Raw genomic sequence first — 18618 nt, forward strand, 5'->3', positions numbered from 1 at the left:
GCGGAGTGTAGAGAAGCAACCCTGCCCTTGCTGTAACGAGTTGTGAAGCCCTGTAACCCGCTGCAGAAACGGTTTCGAAGCATTAAAAACCGATGCTCCGGCGCAACAGCGCGCAATAGTACGTCACAAAGTGCAGACGAAAAAAAGCGGCCCGGGGGGGCCGCCTTCGTCAGACTGGTGGGACGGGGCGGGCAACCGCAGGCCGGCGCCCCGCCCCGTCAGGTCAGCAGCACTTGCCCTGGCCGCCGCCGTAGCGGGCCTCCTGACGCTCGCGGAAGAATTCCTCGTACGTCATCGGCGCGCGGTCCGGGTGGGTGCTTTCCATGTGGGCCACGTAGGTCTGGTAGTCGGGCAGGCCCACCATCAGCCGCAGCGACTGGCCCAGGTAGCGGCCCATGGTACCGATCTGTTCGAGCATGGCGGTGGCCCTCCGGGGTCAGTGCGACGCGGCCGAAGCCTGCGCCGGCAGCGGTTCGAACGGCGTCTCGCTGTCGGTGCGGCGGGTGGCGCCACGGGCCTGCATCGCGGTCTTGAAGCCGTAGAACACGATCGACAGCACCACGAACATGAACAGCGCGCACAGGCCGGCGTCCAGGTAGTCGTTGAAGACGATGCGGTGCATCTGCTCCATCGACTTGGCCGGCGCCAGCACCTTGCCCTCGGCAATGGCGGCGCTGAACTTCTCGGCGTGCGTCAGGAAGCTGACCTTCGGGTCGGCGCTGAACAGCTTCTGCCAGCCAGCGGTCAGCGTGCAGATCAGCAGCCAGACCGTGGGCACCAGCGTCACCCAGGCGTACTGGCCGCGCTTCATCTTGACCAGCACGCACGTGCCCAGCACCAGCGCCACGGCGGCCAGCATCTGGTTCGAGATGCCGAACAGCGGCCACAGCGTGTTGATGCCACCCAGCGGATCGACCACGCCCTGGTACAGGAAGTAGCCCCAGGCCGCCACGGTCAGGCCGGTGGCGATCAGGTTGGCCGACAGCGACTCGGTCTTCTTCAGCGCCGGCACGAAGCTGCCCAGCAGGTCCTGCAGCATGAAGCGGCCGGCGCGGGTGCCTGCGTCGACGGCGGTCAGGATGAACAGCGCCTCGAACAGGATGGCAAAGTGGTACCAGAACGCCATCATGGCCTGGCCGCCCACCACCTGGTGCAGGATGTGCGCGATGCCCACCGCCAGCGTCGGGGCACCGCCGGCGCGCGAGATGATCGTATTTTCGCCAACATCCTTGGCGGTCTGGATCAGCACGTCAGGCGTGATGACGAAGCCCCAGGTCGACACGGTGGCCGCCACGGCCTCCGGCGTCGTGCCGATCACGGCGGCCGGGCTGTTCATCGCAAAGTAGACGCCCGGCTCGATCACCGACGCGGCCACCAGGGCCATGATGGCGACGAACGACTCGGCCAGCATCGCGCCGTAGCCGATGAAGCGTGCGTGCGTCTCGTTTTCCAGCAGCTTGGGCGTGGTGCCCGACGAGATCAGCGCGTGGAAGCCCGACACCGCGCCGCAGGCGATGGTGATGAACAGGAACGGGAACAGGTTGCCTGACCACACCGGACCGCCGCCGGCCGCGAACTGCGTCAGCGCGGGCATCTTCAGCTCTGGCGCGACGATCAGGATGCCGACGGCCAGCGCGATGATCGTGCCGATCTTGAGGAACGTGGACAGGTAGTCGCGCGGCGCCAGCAGCAGCCACACGGGCAGCACGGCGGCCACGAAGCCGTAGCCGATCAGCATCCACGTCAGCGCCTTGCCGTCGTACGTGAACAGCGGCGCCAGCGTGGCGCTCTCGTGCACGTACTGGCCGCCGACGATGGCCGCCATCAGCAGCACGAAGCCGATGACCGACACCTCGCCGATGCGGCCCGGGCGGATGTAGCGCGTGTAGATGCCCATGAAGATCGCGATCGGGATCGTCACGGCCACGGTGAACGTGCCCCACGGCGAATCGGCCAGCGCCTTCACCACGATCAGCGCCAGCACCGCCAGGATGATGATCATGATCATGAAGCAGCCGAACAGCGCGATCATGCCGGGCACGGTACCCATCTCGGACTTGACCAGGTCGCCCAGCGAGCGGCCGTCGCGGCGCGTGGAGATGAACAGCACCATGAAGTCCTGCACCGCGCCGGCGAACACCACGCCGGCCAGCAGCCACAGCATGCCGGGCAGGTAGCCCATCTGCGCGGCCAGCACCGGGCCCACCAGCGGCCCCGCGCCGGCAATGGCGGCGAAGTGGTGGCCGAACAGCACCGCCTTGTTGGTCGGCACGTAGTCCAGGCCGTCGTTGTGGCGCCACGCGGGCGTCATGCGTTTGGGGTCTAGCTGCATCACCTTGTCGGCGATGAAGCGGCTGTAGTAGCGGTAGGCGATCAGGTAGATGCAGAGCGCGGCAACCACGATCCACAGTGCGCTGACGGCTTCACCGCGCGACAGCGCGACAGTGGCAAAGGCAAATGCGCCGAGCACGGCGACGGCCAGCCACAACAGGTGTTGTCCGATGCGATTCATGTTGAAGGGTCTCCTCAGACCGGCTGAAAGAACCTGCGGCGGCAGACAGGCGGGCAGCGGGGGCGGTGCCGGATGGCGGACGCGGACGTGTCGTGCGGAAAACGGGGTCTCCTGGGACGTCTGCGGCGCCCGGTCTGTTCTCGTCTGGTCCCGGATCTTGCCGTGCAGGCAGGCAGTGCGTCCCGGATCTGGCGGAAGTGCCATGCCGCGGCGCACCTACTGCGTCGGTTTGCGGCGCGGGGCAAGCCCGGACGCGAACCGGCGTGTAGTATTGACAGCCGCCCATGTCGGCACAAGCGCGAAACTACGCAATACCGGTGCGTAGTAGTACGTAGACCGACGATGCCAGGCGGCCTCCCCGGCATCGGTGTTTACCCCCGGTTCAGATGAAACTCCGCCAAAAGATCCTGTTGCTGGCCGTGGCGCCCCTGGCCGTCGCGATGCTCGGCATCGCCTTTGCCGTGCGCTACCAGGCCACCGCGCTGGCGCGCCACGAGCGCGCGCTGGTGGAAGCCGCCTACCTGCAGAGCAAGGAAACCGAGCTGCGCCACTATGTCGACCTGGCCCAGAGCGCCATCGCGCCGATGGTGCAGTCGGGCCGCACCGACGCCGCCACGCGCCAGGCGGCCATGGAGGCACTGGCCCGGCTGGACTACGGCCCGGACGGCTACTTCTTCCTCTACGACCTGCAGGGTCGGAATCTGATGCATCCGCGCCAGCCCGAGCTGGTGGGACAGGACCTGTGGCTGATGCGCGACCCGCAGGGCGCGCTGACGATCCAGAAGCTGGTGACGGCCGCCAAGGCTGGCGGCGGGTCGGTGCGCTACATGTGGCAGAAGCCGTCGTCGAAGCAGACCGTGCCCAAGCTGGGCTACGTGGTGGCCGTGCCGGGCTGGAACTGGATGCTCGGCACCGGCATCTACCTGGACGACGTCGAGCGGACGCTGCGCCAGCTCGACGCGCGCGCCGAGACCGACATCCGCGAGACCATGGCCTGGATTGGCGTGATCGCCGGCATCAGCATCCTGCTGGTGGCCGCCAGCGGGCTGGCGCTGAACATCAGCGAACACCGCGAGGCCGACGCCAAGCTGCGCCAGCTTGCGCAGCGCGTGGTGCAGTCGCAGGAAGAGGAACGCGCGCGGCTGTCGCGCGAGCTGCACGACGGCATCGGCCAGTTGCTGGTGTCGGTCAAGCTGGTGCTGGAAGCCGCCGCCAACCGCATCCGCACGGCCCCGGCCGAAGGCGCCGCGGTGGCCCCCATCCTTGGCATGGCGCTGCACCGGCTCGATTCGGCGTTCAACGAGGTGCGGCGCGTGGCCCGCAACCTGCGCCCCGCCCTGCTGGACGACCTGGGCCTGTTTGCTGCGCTGCAGCATCTGGCGCGCGAGATGCAGGCCGGCAGCACGCTGAGCGTGGATGTGGCGCAGTCCGGCCAGCCGCGCACGCTGTCCGACGAGCAGGCCACGGCGCTGTTCCGCATCGCGCAGGAGGCGCTGGCCAACGTGGAGCGCCACGCGCACGCGCGGCATGTCCGCATCGAACTCGATTTCTCGCCGTCGGCCACGCGCCTGACCGTGCGCGACGACGGCACCGGCTTCGACGTCGCCCGCATGCAGCACGATCCGCAGCGCGGCATCGGCCTGCGCAACCTGCGCGAGCGTATGGCCGCGCTGGGCGGGCAGTTCGACATCGTGTCGATGCCGTCCGGCACGCGGCTGGTGGCGGTGCTGCCGGCGTCCGCCGCGTCGCCCGTGGCCGCCATGCCCCCCGTTTCCACCGATATCCCCCTGTCATGACCGTTTTGCACGACGAAGACCTCGTCCCACCGCCCTCGAACGCCCCGGCCCGCGTGCTGCTGATCGACGACCACGCGCTGGTGCGCGACGGCATGCGTATGCACCTGGCGCTGCAGCCGGGCCTGGAAGTGGTGGGCGAGGCCGACGACGGCGAGGCGGCGCTGGCGTGGCTGGCCGGCGCCGGCCCGGCCAGCGTGCCCGAACTGGTGATTACCGACATCGGCATGCGCGGTATGGGCGGCATCGCGCTGGCCGGGGCGCTGCACGACCGGTATCCGGAGGTAGCCGTGCTGATCGTGTCGATGCACGACAACCTTGAATACGTGCGCCAGGCCATCCGGGCCGGCGCGCGCGGCTACGTGCTCAAGGATGCGCCGGCCGACGAGCTGATGGCCGCCATCCAGGCCGTGCTGGCCGGGCGGGTGTTCTACAGCGCGCGCATTGCCCGTGGCATGGCCGAGCAGGCGATTAGCCCGCTGGACGCGCTGACGCCGCGCGAGCGCGACATCCTGCACGGCATCGGCCGGGGCCAGTCGAACAAGGACATCGCCGCGCGGCTCGGGGTATCGGTGCGCACGGTGGAAACACACCGGCTCAACCTCAAGCGCAAGCTGGGCATCGAGGGCCGCGCGGAGCTGGTCAAGTACGCGGTGCAGCAGCTGGGCCTGGACCGCGACCCGGCCTAGCCGCCACGGGTGCCGGGGCGCCCCACGGGCGTGCGCGGCCGGCCCGCGTGCGATGCGCGCCACCGAATCGGGTAATCCCTACATTGTTGACGTGATCAGCGCTGCCTAAGATCAAGTCAACTGAAGGGCCATGAACCTGTCTGCGAATGTCTGCCTGCGCGCGCCATGCCGGCCGCCGCGCGGCACGCCGCCCCGACCACGGCGCATCGAGCCCCCGCACCGAAACCTTCCTATTGCCTTTGTCCCGCTTCCGGCGGCACCGGCCCCCATGGCCGGCGCGCCCGGGGGGGCGGGTGTGCAGTTGTCGTTCGTCGGTTCGTCCAACACGAAAGGGGAGACGGTCATGGCAGCAAGGCGCAAGGATGGCACCGGCGGTGCCGGTGAGAAGGTTTCGCGGCGCGGCTTCATCGGCGGCGCCACCGCGGCGGCGGCCGGCGCGGCCACGATGGGCTTCCCGGCCATCGTCAAGGCCCAGGGGCCGGTCACCATGCGCTGGCAGAGCACGTGGCCGACCAAGGACATCTTCCACGAGTTCGCCGGCGACTTCGTCAAGAAGGTCAACGACATGTCGGGCGGCGAGATCAAGATCGAGCTGCTGCCGGCCGGCGCCGTGGTCAAGGCGTTCGACCTGATCGACGCGGTCAGCAAGGGCACGCTCGACGGCGGCCACGGCGTGATTGCCTACTGGTACGGCAAGAACTCGGCGCTGGCGCTCTGGGGCTCTGGCCCGGCCTGGGGCATGGACCCGAACATGCTGCTGGCCTGGCACAAGTACGGCGGCGGCAAGGAACTGCAGCAGGAGATCTACAAGAGCCTGAACCTGGACGTGGTGTCGTTCCTGTACGGGCCGATGCCCACGCAGCCGCTGGGCTGGTTCAAGAAGCCGATCACCAAGCCCGAGGACTTCAAGGGGCTGAAATTCCGCACGGTCGGGCTGTCGATCGACATCTTCACCGGGCTGGGCGCCGCGGTGAACGCGCTGCCGGGCGCCGAGATCGTGCCGGCGATGGACCGCGGGCTGCTGGACGCCGCCGAGTTCAACAACGCCAGCTCGGACCGCGCGCTGGGCTTCCAGGACGTCTCCAAGGTCTGCATGCTGCGCAGCTTCCACCAGTGCTCGGAGCAGTTCGAGATCCTGTTCAACCGCAAGCGCTACGAGGCGCTGTCGCCCAAGCTGCGCGCGCTGATCGCCAATGCCGTGGACGCCAGCTCGGCCGAGATGTCGATGAAGGCCATCGACCGGTACGCGAAGGACTACCAGGCGCTGCAGGAACAGGGCGTGAAGTTCTATGCCACGCCCAACTCGGTGCTCCAGGCGCAGTTGAAGATCTGGGACGAGATCGTCGCGCGCAAGGAAAAAGAGAACCCGATGTTCAAGAAGGTCAACGACTCGATGAAGGCGTTTGCCCAGCGCAGCACGCGCTGGCAGAACGACACCAACGTCGACTACCGGATGGCCGCCTCGTACTACTTCTCGACCAAACGCGGCTGATGGGGCCGCCACGCCTGCGCGCCTGACGGAGCACCGCATGCAAAAGCTGCTGCTGGGTATCGACCGGATCAGCACGGTCGTGGGACAGGCGGCCTCGTGGCTGATCGTCGGCCTGACGCTGATGATCAGCTACGAGGTGTTCTCGCGCTACGCGCTGGGCACGCCGCACGCCTGGGTGTTCGACGCCAGCAACATGCTCTACGGCGCGCTGTTCATGCTGGGCGGCGCCTACACGCTGGCCAAGCGCGGCCACGTGCGCGGCGACATCCTCTACGGCTTCCTGGCGCCGCGCGCGCAGGCCACCATCGACCTGGTGCTGTACCTGGTGTTCTTCTTCCCCGGCGTGATCGCGCTGGCCTGGGCGGGCATCGACTTCTTCGAGGTGTCGCTGGCGCAGAACGAGCACTCGTCGATTGCCGCCGACGGGCCGCCGATCTACCCGTTCAAGGCCGTCATCCCGATTGCCGGCGCGCTGCTGCTGCTGCAGGGCGTGGCCGAGGTGGCGCGCTGCGTGATGTGCGTGTCCACGGGCCACTGGCCCCGGCGCGAGGACGACGTCGAGGAGGTGGACGTCGACAAGCTCAAGCAGATGGTGGGCCAGGACGCTGCCCACGGCGTGGCGCCGGCCGCGGTGCCCAAGGTGGAGGAGCGCGCGCAATGAGAAAGGAACTGTGGTTCGGCGTGACGCTGATGGTGCTGATCGTCGGCGCCGTGATCTTCCTGATGCCGTCCCCGGCGGACTGGACCAACGGCCACCTGGGCCTGCTGATGCTGGCGCTGATCGTGGTGGCGATCATGCTCGGCTTTCCCACGGCATTCACGCTGATGGGCATGGGCGTGCTGTTCGCGTGGCTGGCGTACCGCCACGCCAACCCCGCCATCGCCGTGGAGCAGACGCTGGACCTGATGGTCCAGCGCGCCTATGCGGTCATGACCAACGACGTGCTGATTTCGGTGCCGCTGTTCGTGTTCATGGGCTACCTGGTCGAGCGCGCCAACCTGATCGAAAAGCTGTTCCGCAGCCTGCACCTGGCGCTGGCGTGGCTGCCGGGGTCGCTGGCGGTGGCCACGCTGATTACCTGCGCGGTGTTTGCCACGGCCACCGGCATCGTCGGCGCCGTGGTGACGCTGATGGGGCTGCTGGCATTCCCGGCGATGCTGCGCGCCGGCTACAGCCCGCAGCTGTCGGCCGGGGCGGTCACCGCCGGCGGCTGCCTGGGCATCCTGATCCCGCCGTCGGTGCTGCTGATCGTCTACGGCGCCACGGCCGGCGTGTCGGTCGTGCAGCTCTATGCGGGCGCGTTTTTCCCGGGGCTGATGCTGGCCGGGCTCTACATCGTCTACGCGATCATCATCGCCAAGCTCAAGCCGTCGCTGGCGCCGCCGCTGTCGCGCGAGGAACGGGTCATTCCGCTGTCCGGCTTCGCGGCCACGCTGCACGACCAGTTCAGCCATCGCGCGCTGCCCGCGCTGCTGCTGGCTTTCAAGGGACGCCGCAACGCCGACGTGCCGGCCGGCTACCTGATGCGCCAGCTGGGCGTGGTGCTGATGCCCGCGTTCGTGGTGGCCGTGGCGATGAGCCTGATGTACGCGGCGGTGACCGCGCCGCGCGCCGTGGAGGCGTCGGGCGGCCTGGTCGAGATGGGCGCCGCCACCGAGGCCGCGCCGCAATCGTTCGACGACCTGCAGGCCCCGCCGGCCGACAGCGACGCGCCCGCGCCGCTCAACGCCGACCCGGCCACGGTGACGCCCAAGCCCGCCACCGCGCAGGACGTCGCCCCGGCCACGGCCGTGCCGGCGCCGGCGGCTGATGCGCCGTCCCGGCCTGCCCCGGCGTGGTTCTGGATCACGCTGGCCGTCGTGGCCGCCGCGCTGGCGCTGTTCTACTGGTTCTTCAACTTCGCCCGGCTGGAAATCTTCAAGCTGCTGCTGTCGTCGTTCTTTCCGCTGGCGGTGATGATCCTGGCCGTGCTCGGCTCGATCGTGTTCGGGCTGGCCACGCCCACCGAGGCCGCCGCCGTGGGCTCGCTCGGCGGCGCGGTGCTGGCGGCCGCGTACGGCCAGCTCAACTACGGCGTGGTGCGCGATTCGGTGTTCCTGACGGTCAAGACCAGCGCGATGGTGTGCTGGCTGTTCGTCGGCTCGTCGATCTTCTCGGCCGCGTTCGCGCTGCTGGGCGGCCAGGCGCTGGTCGAGGAATGGGTGCTGTCGCTGGACCTCACGCCCGTGCAGTTCATGATCCTGGCGCAGGTCATCATCTTCCTGCTGGGCTGGCCGCTGGAATGGACCGAGATCATCATCATCTTCATGCCGATCTTCATCCCGCTGCTGGACAACTTCGGCATCGACCCGCTGTTCTTCGGCCTGCTGGTCGCGCTGAACCTGCAGACAGCCTTCCTGTCGCCCCCGGTGGCAATGGCCGCGTTCTACCTCAAGGGCGTGGCCCCGCCCCACGTCACGCTGAACCAGATCTTCGCCGGCATGCTGCCGTTCATGGCCATCCAGGTGGTGGCGCTGGCGCTGCTGTACGTGTTCCCGGAAATCGGGCTGTGGCTGCCGCAGGTTTTGTATCGGTAGGCCGGGGGAGAGGAAGCCAGCCAGCGGCATTGTGAATACCCGGCGCGTTTCTCCCCTCTCCCGCATGGCGGGAGAGGGGCCGGGGGAGAGGGCTGGCGGTGCAAGATGCGATGCGGTCGGCAAGCAGAGCCTCGACGCCCTCTCCCCCAACCCCTCTCCCGCGAGCGGGAGAGGGGAGCCAAGACAGCGGCATTGTGAATACCCGGTGGGTTTCTCCCCTCTCCGCACGGCGGGAGAGGGGAGCCAAGACAGCGGCATTGTGAATACCCGGCGGGTTTCTCCCCTCTCCCGCACGGCGGGAGAGGGGCCGGGGGAGAGGGCCGGCGGCGCAAGATGCGATGCAGTCGGCAAGCAGAGCCTCGACGCCCTCTCCCCCAACCCCTCTCCCGCGCGCTGGAGAGGGGAGCCAAGACAGCGCAGTCCTCAGCGTCGTCGCCGAACCCAAACAAAAAACGCCGGACGGCCACCAGCCGTCCGGCGTTTCTTCCACCACCCAGCGAATCAGCCCAGTCGCTTGGCCAGGGCTGCCTTGGTTTCCACCAGGGCGGGCGGCAGGTTGTGCTGGAGCTGCGTGAACAGTTCGTCGTGCAGTGCCAGTTCCTGCTGCCAGGCGTCGCGGTCGATCGAGGTGACCTGGTCGAACTGTTCGGCCGTGAAGGCCAGGCCGTCCCAGTTCAGGTCGGCGTAGCGCGGCGACGTGCCGAACACGTGTTCCTGGCCCTGGCCGCGGCCTTCCACGCGGTCGATCATCCACGACAGCACGCGCATGTTCTCGCCAAAGCCCGGCCACACGAAGTTGCCGTCGGCGTCCTTGCGGAACCAGTTGACGCAGTAGAACTTCGGCAGCGTGGCGCCCGATGCCTCCAGCTTCTTGCCCAGCGCCAGCCAGTGGCCGAAGTAGTCGCTCATGTTGTAGCCGCAGAACGGCAGCATGGCGAACGGGTCGCGGCGCACCACGCCCTGCTGGCCGGCGGCCGCGGCGGTGGTTTCGGAGCCCATGGTGGCGGCCATGTAGACGCCTTCGGTCCAGTTGCGGGCCTCGGTCACCAGCGGCACCGTGGTGCTGCGGCGGCCGCCGAAGATGAATGCGTCGATGGCCACGCCGGCGGGGTTGTCCCAGTTCTCGTCGATCGACGGGCACTGCGACGCCGGCGCGGTGAAGCGGGCGTTCGGGTGGGCGGCCTTGGCGCCGGTCTCTCGCGCGATCTCGGGCGTCCAGTCCTTGCCCTGCCAGTCGATCAGGTGCGCCGGGGCTTCCTTGGTCATGCCTTCCCACCACACGTCGCCGTCATCGGTCAGCGCCACGTTGGTGAAGATGACGTTCTCCTTGAGCGTCGCCATGGCGTTGTAGTTGGTCTTCTCGCTCGTGCCCGGCGCCACGCCAAAGTAGCCGGCCTCGGGGTTGATCGCGTACAGGCGGCCGTCCTGGCCCGGCTTGATCCAGGCAATGTCGTCGCCGATCGTGGTGACCTTCCAGCCGTCGAAGCCCTTGGGCGGGATCAGCATGGCGAAGTTGGTCTTGCCGCAGGCCGACGGGAACGCGGCGGCCACGTGGTACTTCTTGCCCTCGGGCGAGGTCACGCCCAGGATCAGCATGTGCTCGGCCAGCCAGCCCTCGTCGCGGCCCATGGTCGAGGCAATCCGCAGCGCAAAGCACTTCTTGCCCAGCAGCGCGTTGCCGCCGTAGCCGGAGCCGAACGACCAGATCTCGCGCGATTCGGGGAAGTGGACGATGTACTTGGTGGGATTGCACGGCCACGGCACGTCCTTCTCGCCGGCGGCCAGCGGCTTGCCCACGGTGTGCACGCACGGCACGAACTCGCCGTCTGCGCCCAGCACGTCGTACACGGCGCGGCCCATGCGCGTCATGATCCGCATGTTCACGGCCACGTACGGCGAATCGGACAGCTCCACGCCGATGTGCGCGATGGGCGAGCCCAGCGGGCCCATCGAGAACGGCACCACGTAGAGCGTGCGGCCGCGCATGCAGCCGTCGAACAGGCCGGCCAGCGTCTGGCGCATTTCGGCCGGGGCGGTCCAGTTGTTGGTCGGGCCGGCCTGTTCCTTCTTCTCGGTGCAGATGAAGGTACGGTCCTCGACGCGCGCCACGTCGGACGGGTCGGACAGGGCCAGGAACGAATTCTTGCGCTTGGCCGGGTTCAGGCGGCGCATGGTGCCCGCGGCCACCATCTGCTCGCACAGCCGGTCGTACTCTTCCTGCGACCCATCGCACCAGTAGATCTGGTCCGGCTTGGTCAGCGAGGCGATCTCCGCAACCCAGGCGACCAGTTTCTGGTTCTTGACCCAGGCCGGCACGTTCAGCGCCGGTGTACCTTGCATCGTGGGGTGGTTCATTTTTGAATGCTCCAAAGCGAAAAGGAATTCGGGGCCTGTCCGGCCGGGGCGTCAGCCGGCATCACGGGGAAAGGCGGGCAGCGGGCCTGCCGCAAAGTGGGCGTGGCGCATGCGCTTCGCTGACCGTCACATCCCGTTACAACTCGGCGACGACCAAATCCGCGCAAATGGTCGCGGGGGTCCCTGCGGCTGCGATACAGTTGCGCTTCGCCCGCTTTTGGCGGGCGCCAGGGTCCGGTCGGGCATTGTCCGGCGGCAAACAGGGGGCGGGAGCGTGGCTCGACCGCACTGTCCGCTGCGGGAAGCGGGCAAGAATACCACTGTACCGGGCCCCTGTTTTTTGCTGCGCAGCATTGTTTCCCCTGTCAGAATGCCCGTTCGCCACCGCGCAGTGCGTGTCGCGCGGCGTGGACCGCGCGGCTTGCCAGCTGCGATTGTTGCGTCAGGGAAGCTAACAATACTGTCCGGCGCGCGCTGATTCTGTGGTCGCGCGCACCAAGCCCCCAACGAGTCACTCATGAAGATTGCCGTTCTCGACGATTACCAGGACGCCGTACGCAAGCTGCCGTGCTTTTCCTTGCTGGAGGGGCACGACGTCAAGGTTTTCAACAACACCGTCAAGGGCGTGGGCCAGCTGGCCGCGCGGCTGTCTGACGTGGAGGCGCTGGTCCTGATCCGCGAGCGCACCCGCGTGACCCGCCAGCTGCTGGAAAAGCTGCCCAAGCTCAAGATCATCAGCCAGACCGGCCGCGCCGGTAACCACGTGGACCTGGACGCCTGCACCGACCGCGGCGTGGTGGTGCTGGAGGGCGTGGGCTCGCCGGTGGCGCCGGCGGAGCTGACCTGGGCGCTGATCATGGCGGCGCAGCGGCGCATTCCGCAATACGTGGCCAGCCTCAAGCACGGGGCGTGGCAGCAGTCGGGGCTGAAGTCGACGACGATGCCGCCGAACTTTGGCTTGGGCCAGGTGCTGCGCGGCCAGACGCTGGGGATCTGGGGCTACGGCAAGATCGGCAAGCTGCTGGCCGGCTACGGGCGGGCGTTCGGCATGAACGTGCTGGTCTGGGGCCGCGAGGCGTCGCAACAGGCTGCCCGCGACGATGGCCTGAACGTGGCCGAATCGGTCGAGCAGCTTTTCACGGACAGCGACGTGCTGTCGCTGCACCTGCGCCTGAACGACGAGACGCGCGGCATCGTCAAGCTGGCCGACCTGCAGCGCATGAAGCCCACGGCACTGTTCGTCAACACGAGCCGCGCCGAGCTGATCGAGGAAAACGCGCTGGTGGCCGCGTTGAACCGGGGCCGCCCGGGCATGGCCGCGGTGGACGTGTTCGAGTCGGAGCCGATCCTGCAGGGCCACGCGCTGCTGCGCATGGAAAACTGCATCTGCACGCCGCACCTGGGCTACGTGGAGCGCGACAGCTACGAGCTGTACTTCCGCACGGCGTTCCAGAACATCCTGGACGTGCTGGGCGGCAAGCACGACAGCATCGTCAATCCGAAGGCCCTCACGCCAGCGCTGCCGCGCTGAGCGCTTCCCCCTTCCTGCCAGCGCTGCCGCGCTGAGCGGCTTCCCCCCGTCCTGCCAGCGCTGCCGCGCTGAGCGGCTTCCGCCCTCCCCGCCCAGGCCCGGCGCGCGCCGGGCCGGCGTGCGTCTGTTTGCCCACATTGGCGGCCCTCAAACGAGCGGACGAGCCGGTACACTCGGTGCAAACAGTCAGCGTGCGACATCCGGGCCTCCGGTGCATCGCGCGCAGGCCCGCAAACGCAAGGAGGGCGTCCCGTGGCCGAATCCGATCCGCGTCCCAATCCCGCAGGCGCCGGCGGTGCCGCCGCCGGCCGTGTCCTGGCGGTCAACGTGGGCACCGCGCTGCCGCTGGTGGTGGCCGGTGCCGGTACCGAGGCGGTGGTGATGTCGGCCGTCCGCAAGCACCCGCTGAGCACGCTTCATCATCCGATCGCCGTCGGCGTACACCGGCTGGGCCTGGCCGGCGACGAACAGGTGGACCGCAGCGTCCACGGCGGGCCGAACCGGGCCGTCTACGCCTATCCGATCGAGCACTACACATGGTGGAACACGCGCCGCCGCGAGGCCGGCGTGGAGGAAGCCGAGCGCCCGCTGGCCTTTGGCGCGATGGGCGAGAACCTGACCACGCAGGGGCTGGTGGAGACCGCGCTGTGGGTGGGCGACCGCCTGCGCATCGGCGAGGTCGAATTTGTGGTGAAATCGCCACGCCGCCCAGGCTGCAAGTTCAACGCGGTGATGGGCTACGCCCAGGCCGTGCGCGACATGGCGCGCAGCGGCTTTTCGGGCGTGTACCTGAGCGTGGCGCGGTCTGGCGTGATCCGGGCCGGCGACAGCATGATCCTCACCCCCGGCCCGCGCCGCGTATCGATTGCCTGCCTGGCCGAGTCCGCCCACCGCCAGGCGTCCGCGCGTTAGTCCCAAGTTGAGTCGTCTCGCTTTTCTGCTAATGTTTTACATCTGATACAAGCGATTCGACCGACCCCCTGCGGGTCCGGGCAGCCTTTCCCCCGACGAAGCTGTAATGGCTTGTAATACCGCGCGCTTGGCCTGACCGGGCCGATGCGGTACTAGTAGCAATTTGCGCGGGCGCAAACCGGCTCCAAGAAGCCGGCGCCACCGGGGGAGCGCGCCACGCGGGATTTGAGGGTCCTCACATGAAAACTGACGGGATCGACCGGCCGAAAGGCTTCGTCGATGGCAACTGGAGCGCGTCCGCCGCCACGGGGCGCGGCCGCACTTCGCCTTGGATCGCCGTGGCGGTCGTGCTGGTGCTGGCGATGGCCGCGTGGTTCGGCTGGAAGTCGTGGTTCGCGGCCAAGCCGGCGCCCAAGGGCCCGGCCGTGGCCACGGTGACTACCGCGCCGGTGCGCCAGGGCGACGTGCCCGTCGAGGTCACCGCCAACGGCACGGTCACGGCCATGCAGACCGTCGACGTGCGCCCGCAGGTATCCAGCACCGTGCGTACCGTCCATATCAAGGAAGGCCAGTCCGTCAAGCCCGGCGACCTGCTGTTCACGCTGGACACCCGCATGGACGAGGCCAACCTGGCCAAGGCGCGCGCCCAGCTGATGCGGGACCAGGCCGACCTGGCCGATGCCCGCCGCACGCTGGCCCGCAGCCAGGAACTGCTGCAACGCAATTTCATCTCGCGCAGCGCCGTGGACACCGCGCAGGCCAAGGTCGACGGCTTCGAAGCCACCATCCGCGCCGACCAGGCCGCCATCGAGGCCAGCCAGATAGCCATCAGCTACGGCCAGATCCGCGCGACGATCGGCGGGCGCACCGGCGTCATCAACGTGTTCCCGGGCTCGCTGGTCACGCCGACCAACACCACCACCACGACAGCGATGGTCACCATCGCCCAGATCGCGCCGATCACGGTCATGTTCACGCTGCCCGAGCGCCAGCTTGCCGCGCTGCGCGAGGCGCTGCAGGCCGGCCCGGTCACCGTGACCGCCCAGCCCAACGACGGCAACCCGGCGCCGGTGACCGGCAAGATCACGTTCGTCGACAACACCGTCGACCCGCAGTACGGCAGCATCCGCGTCAAGGCCATGTTCCCGAACGAGGAACAGCGGCTGTGGCCGGGCACCTACGCCAACGTGAACGCCACGGTGCAGGTGCTGAAGAACGCGCTGAGCGTGCCGCCGCAGGCCGTGGTGACCGGCCCCGAGGGCCGCTTTGTCTACACCGTGGGCGCCGACAGCAAGGTGGCGCGCGTGCCGGTCAAGGTGCTGGTGTCGACGGCCGCCGCCGCCGTGGTCGAGGGCGTGCAGCCCGGCGCGCGCGTGGTGACCGAAGGCGCGCAGAACCTGCGGCCGGGCAGCCTCGTGCGCGAGGCCAAGCCGCGCGCCGCATCGGCACCGCCCGCCGCCGTGGGCGTGGGCAACGGCGGACACTGAGGCCATGTCGCTTTCCGAGCTTTGTATCCGCCGGCCCGTCATGACGGTGCTGCTGTGCCTGGCCGTCATCGTCACGGGCATCGTGCTGTATCCGACGATCCCGATCGCCGCGCTGCCCAGCTTCAACTCACCGGTGATCCAGGTCACGGCCACGCTGCCCGGGGCCAGCCCCGAGACCATGGCGGCGTCGGTCGCCACGCAGCTTGAGAAGCAGTTCGCGACGATCCCGGGCGTGACCGTGATCAGCTCGTCGAACACGCTTGGCAATTCCAGCATCACGATCGAGTTCAACAGCGACCGCGACATCGATGACGCGGCCGTCGACGTGCAGGCGGCCCTGTTCCGCGCCCAGCGCTCGCTGCCCATCGAGATGACGGTGCCGCCGTCGTACCGGAAGGTGAACCCGGCCGATGCGCCGGTGATCCTGCTGGCGATCAACTCGCCGTCGATGAGCCTGGGCGAACTCAACGCGTTTGGCGACAACCTGATCTCGCCCACGCTGGCTACGCTGCCCGGCGTGGCGCAGGTGCAGATCTTCGGCCAGAAGCGCTTTTCGGTGCGGGTGCGCGCCCACCCGGACGCGCTGGCCGCGCGCGGCATGACGCTGGACGAGCTGGCCACGGCGCTGAACCGCGCCAACGCCAACACGCCGGTGGGCACGCTCGACGGCGCGCGCCAGACGCTGACCATCCAGGCCAACCGCCAGATGACCAACGCCGACGCGTTCCGCAACATCATCGTCGCCAGCCAGCCCAGCGGCGCCGTGGTGCGGCTGTCGGACGTGGCCGAGGTGGAAGACAGCGTCGAGACGATCAAGACCGGCAGCTGGCTCAACAACGAGCGCTCGATCGTGCTGGCCGTGCTGCGCCAGCCCGACGCCAACACCGTGGCCGTGGTGGACGCGATCAAGGCCGCCCTGCCCCGGCTGGTCCAGCAGATGCCGGGGTCGGTCAACGTGAGCGTGGTGAACGACCGCTCGAACTCGATCCGCGAATCGATCCACGACGTGCAGTTCACGCTGGCGCTGACCGTGGCGCTGGTGGTGATGGTGATCTTCCTGTTCCTGCGCCGCGCGGCGGCCACGCTGATCCCGACGGTGTCGCTGCCCATCTCGCTGATCGGCACCGTGGCGCTGATGAAGGCGTTCGGCTACAGCCTGGACAACGTGTCGCTGCTGGCTATCACGCTGGCCGTGGGGCTGGTGGTGGACGACGCCATCGTGATGCTGGAAAACATCGTGCGCCACATCGAGGAAGGCGTGCCGCCGCTGAAGGCCGCGCTGGTGGGCTCGCGCGAGATGGGCTTCACGATCCTGTCGATCTCGATCTCGCTGGTGGCCGTGTTCATCCCCATCTTCTTCATGCCGGGCGTGATCGGGCTGCTGTTCCACGAGTTCGCGGCCGTGGTGTCGCTGTCGATCCTGGTGTCGGCGCTGGTGTCGCTGACGCTGATCCCCATGCTCTGCGCGCGCTTCCTGTCGGCCGAGAACGTGCCCGTCGACGAATCGCAGCACGCCTACGGCGACCACGCCCACGGCGCGCCGGCCCACCACGCGCCGCAGAAGCAGACCATCGGCCTGCGCGCCACGCAGTGGTTCGAAGACCTGTTCGAGTGGACGCTGCACCGCTACGCGCGCGGGCTGGACTGGTGCCTGGCGCACCGGCGCGTGGTGCTGGGCGTGGCCGGGCTGACGTTCGTGCTGACGGCCGTGCTGTTCGTCAAGATCCCCAAGGGCTTCTTCCCCGAGGAAGACATCGGCCAGATCCAGGTCAACGCCGAGGGGCCGCAGGACATCTCGTTCGATGCCATGTCGGATCGCCTGCGCGACGCGGCCGAGCGCATCCGCGCGAATCCGGCCGTGAAGAGCGTGGTGGCGTCGATTGGCGGCGGCAGTTCGCCGGCCATCAACACGGGCCGGATGTTCGTCGAGCTCAAGCCGCTGGGCCAGCGCCCCAAGATGCCGCAGGTGGTGGAATCGCTGCGCAAGGACGTGGCCGGCGTGCCGGGGCTGCAGGTCTATTTCTCGCCGGTGCAGAACCTGCGGCTGGGCGGCCGGCAGAGCAAGAGCCGCTACCAGTACACGCTGCAGAGCGTGAAGGCGGGCCAGTTGCAGGAGTACAGCGACAAGCTGATGGCCAAGATGCGCGCCGAGCCCATCTTCCGCGACGTGACCAGCGATTCGCAGCAGTCGGGCCTGGAGGCGCAGCTCACCATCGACCGCGACAAGGCCAACGCCATGGGCGTGCAGATGCAGGACGTGCGCGCCGCGCTGTACACGGCATTCGGCGAGCGGCAGGTGTCGACGATCTACACGCCCATCGACAACTACTACGTGATCCTGACCGCCGCCGACGTCGACCGCGTGGACGAGACCGCGTTCTCCAAGCTCTACGTGCGCAGCAAGACCGGGCAGATGGTGCCGGTGTCGGCATTCGCCACCACCGAGCGCCGCGTGGGCCCGATTGCCGTGAACCACCAGGGGCAGTTGCCGTCGGTCACGGTGTCGTTCAACCTGGCACCGGGCGCGCCGCTGGGCGATGCGTCGAAGCTGATGGACCGCTACCGGCAGGAAATCGACATGCCGGCGTCGATCTTCACGAGCTGGGGCGGCGACGCAGCCGTGTTCCAGTCGTCGCAGGCCACGCAGGTGGTGCTGCTGATCGCGGCCATCGCGGTGATCTACACGCTGCTGGGCGTGCTCTACGAGAGCTACATCCACCCACTGACCATCCTGGCCGGGCTGCCGTCGGCGGCCATCGGCGCGCTGCTGACGCTGTTCCTGTTCAACGTCGAGCTGTCGCTGATTGCCACCATCGGAGTGCTGATGCTGATCGGCATCGTCAAGAAGAACGCCATCATGATGATCGACTTCGCGCTGGCCGCGCAGCGCCAGCAAGGCATGGCGCCGGCCCGCGCCATCCGCCAGGCCTGCCTGCTGCGCTTCCGGCCGATCATGATGACCACCTTCGCGGCCGTGATGGGCGCCCTGCCGCTGGCGCTGGGCCTGGGTGCCGGCGCCGAGCTGCGCCAGCCGCTGGGCCTGGCCGTGGTGGGCGGCCTGCTGTTCTCGCAGGTCATCACGCTGTTCATCACGCCGGTGATCTACCTGGCGCTGGACCGCTACTCGGGCAGCGGCCCGCTGCAGATCGACGCCGAAGGCAACCCGCTGGCCGACGAGGCCCGCGCGGAACCCGTGCACTGAGCGGCGCGGCCGGGCGACCGCCGCCCGGCCTGCCGCGCCTTTTCCCTCACCTGGCCCGCCGCGGCCGT

The 18618-nt window shown here is 68.5% G+C and carries 12 protein-coding genes; 9 read left to right on the top strand and 3 right to left on the bottom strand.

Annotation, left to right across the window (positions count from 1 at the left end; genetic code table 11):
• Positions 1-223 precede the first annotated feature (223 nt).
• Entirely contained in the window at positions 224-418 is a 195-nt protein-coding gene (locus QTN24_RS12285) for a YbdD/YjiX family protein (protein WP_092138396.1), read from the bottom strand.
• 18 nt (positions 419-436) lie between these two features.
• Positions 437-2512, bottom strand: coding sequence for a carbon starvation CstA family protein (locus QTN24_RS12290; RefSeq protein ID WP_313837371.1), 2076 nt, complete (start codon positions 2510-2512; stop codon positions 437-439).
• Positions 2513-2898: 386 nt separating this feature from the next.
• Here QTN24_RS12290 and QTN24_RS12295 point away from each other — a divergent pair, with 386 nt between their 5' ends.
• The 5 genes from QTN24_RS12295 to QTN24_RS12315 all read left to right on the top strand — a co-directional run bounded on the left by QTN24_RS12295 (position 2899) and on the right by QTN24_RS12315 (position 9063).
• Positions 2899-4308: a cache domain-containing protein gene (locus QTN24_RS12295; protein ID WP_313837372.1), complete on the top strand. Its 1410-nt coding sequence runs from the start codon at positions 2899-2901 to the stop codon at positions 4306-4308.
• Positions 4305-4994 (top strand): response regulator transcription factor, encoded by a 690-nt coding sequence (locus QTN24_RS12300; RefSeq protein WP_313837374.1) that lies wholly within the window; start codon positions 4305-4307, stop codon positions 4992-4994. Before QTN24_RS12295 ends, QTN24_RS12300 begins: the two co-directional genes overlap by 4 nt.
• Positions 4995-5439: 445 nt before the next feature.
• Positions 5440-6486: a TRAP transporter substrate-binding protein gene (locus QTN24_RS12305; protein WP_313837466.1), complete on the top strand. Its 1047-nt coding sequence runs from the start codon at positions 5440-5442 to the stop codon at positions 6484-6486.
• Between the two features lie 37 nt (positions 6487-6523).
• Positions 6524-7147: a TRAP transporter small permease subunit gene (locus tag QTN24_RS12310; RefSeq protein WP_124682833.1), complete on the top strand. Its 624-nt coding sequence runs from the start codon at positions 6524-6526 to the stop codon at positions 7145-7147.
• Entirely contained in the window at positions 7144-9063 is a 1920-nt protein-coding gene (locus QTN24_RS12315; RefSeq protein WP_313837377.1) for a TRAP transporter large permease subunit, read from the top strand. Before QTN24_RS12310 ends, QTN24_RS12315 begins: the two co-directional genes overlap by 4 nt.
• Positions 9064-9564: 501 nt before the next feature.
• Here the strand turns inward: QTN24_RS12315 and QTN24_RS12320 are convergent.
• Positions 9565-11418: a phosphoenolpyruvate carboxykinase (GTP) gene (locus QTN24_RS12320; protein WP_313837378.1), complete on the bottom strand. Its 1854-nt coding sequence runs from the start codon at positions 11416-11418 to the stop codon at positions 9565-9567.
• A 517-nt stretch (positions 11419-11935) separates the two neighbouring features.
• Between QTN24_RS12320 and QTN24_RS12325 the strand changes: the two genes are divergently transcribed.
• The 4 genes from QTN24_RS12325 (at position 11936) to QTN24_RS12340 (ending at position 18550) form a co-directional block, all read left to right on the top strand.
• Positions 11936-12949 (top strand): D-2-hydroxyacid dehydrogenase family protein, encoded by a 1014-nt coding sequence (locus tag QTN24_RS12325; protein WP_124682830.1) that lies wholly within the window; start codon positions 11936-11938, stop codon positions 12947-12949.
• A 252-nt stretch (positions 12950-13201) separates the two neighbouring features.
• Positions 13202-13861: an MOSC domain-containing protein gene (locus tag QTN24_RS12330; RefSeq protein WP_313837381.1), complete on the top strand. Its 660-nt coding sequence runs from the start codon at positions 13202-13204 to the stop codon at positions 13859-13861.
• A 239-nt stretch (positions 13862-14100) separates the two neighbouring features.
• Positions 14101-15348, top strand: a complete 1248-nt coding sequence (locus QTN24_RS12335; protein WP_313837383.1) for an efflux RND transporter periplasmic adaptor subunit — start codon at positions 14101-14103, stop codon at positions 15346-15348.
• Between the two features lie 4 nt (positions 15349-15352).
• Positions 15353-18550: an efflux RND transporter permease subunit gene (locus QTN24_RS12340; protein WP_313837384.1), complete on the top strand. Its 3198-nt coding sequence runs from the start codon at positions 15353-15355 to the stop codon at positions 18548-18550.
• Positions 18551-18618: the final 68 nt, after the last annotated feature.

Origin of the sequence: Cupriavidus sp. SZY C1 (genome assembly GCF_032190535.1) — a bacterium.
Taxonomy (GTDB): domain Bacteria; phylum Pseudomonadota; class Gammaproteobacteria; order Burkholderiales; family Burkholderiaceae; genus Cupriavidus; species Cupriavidus pauculus_C.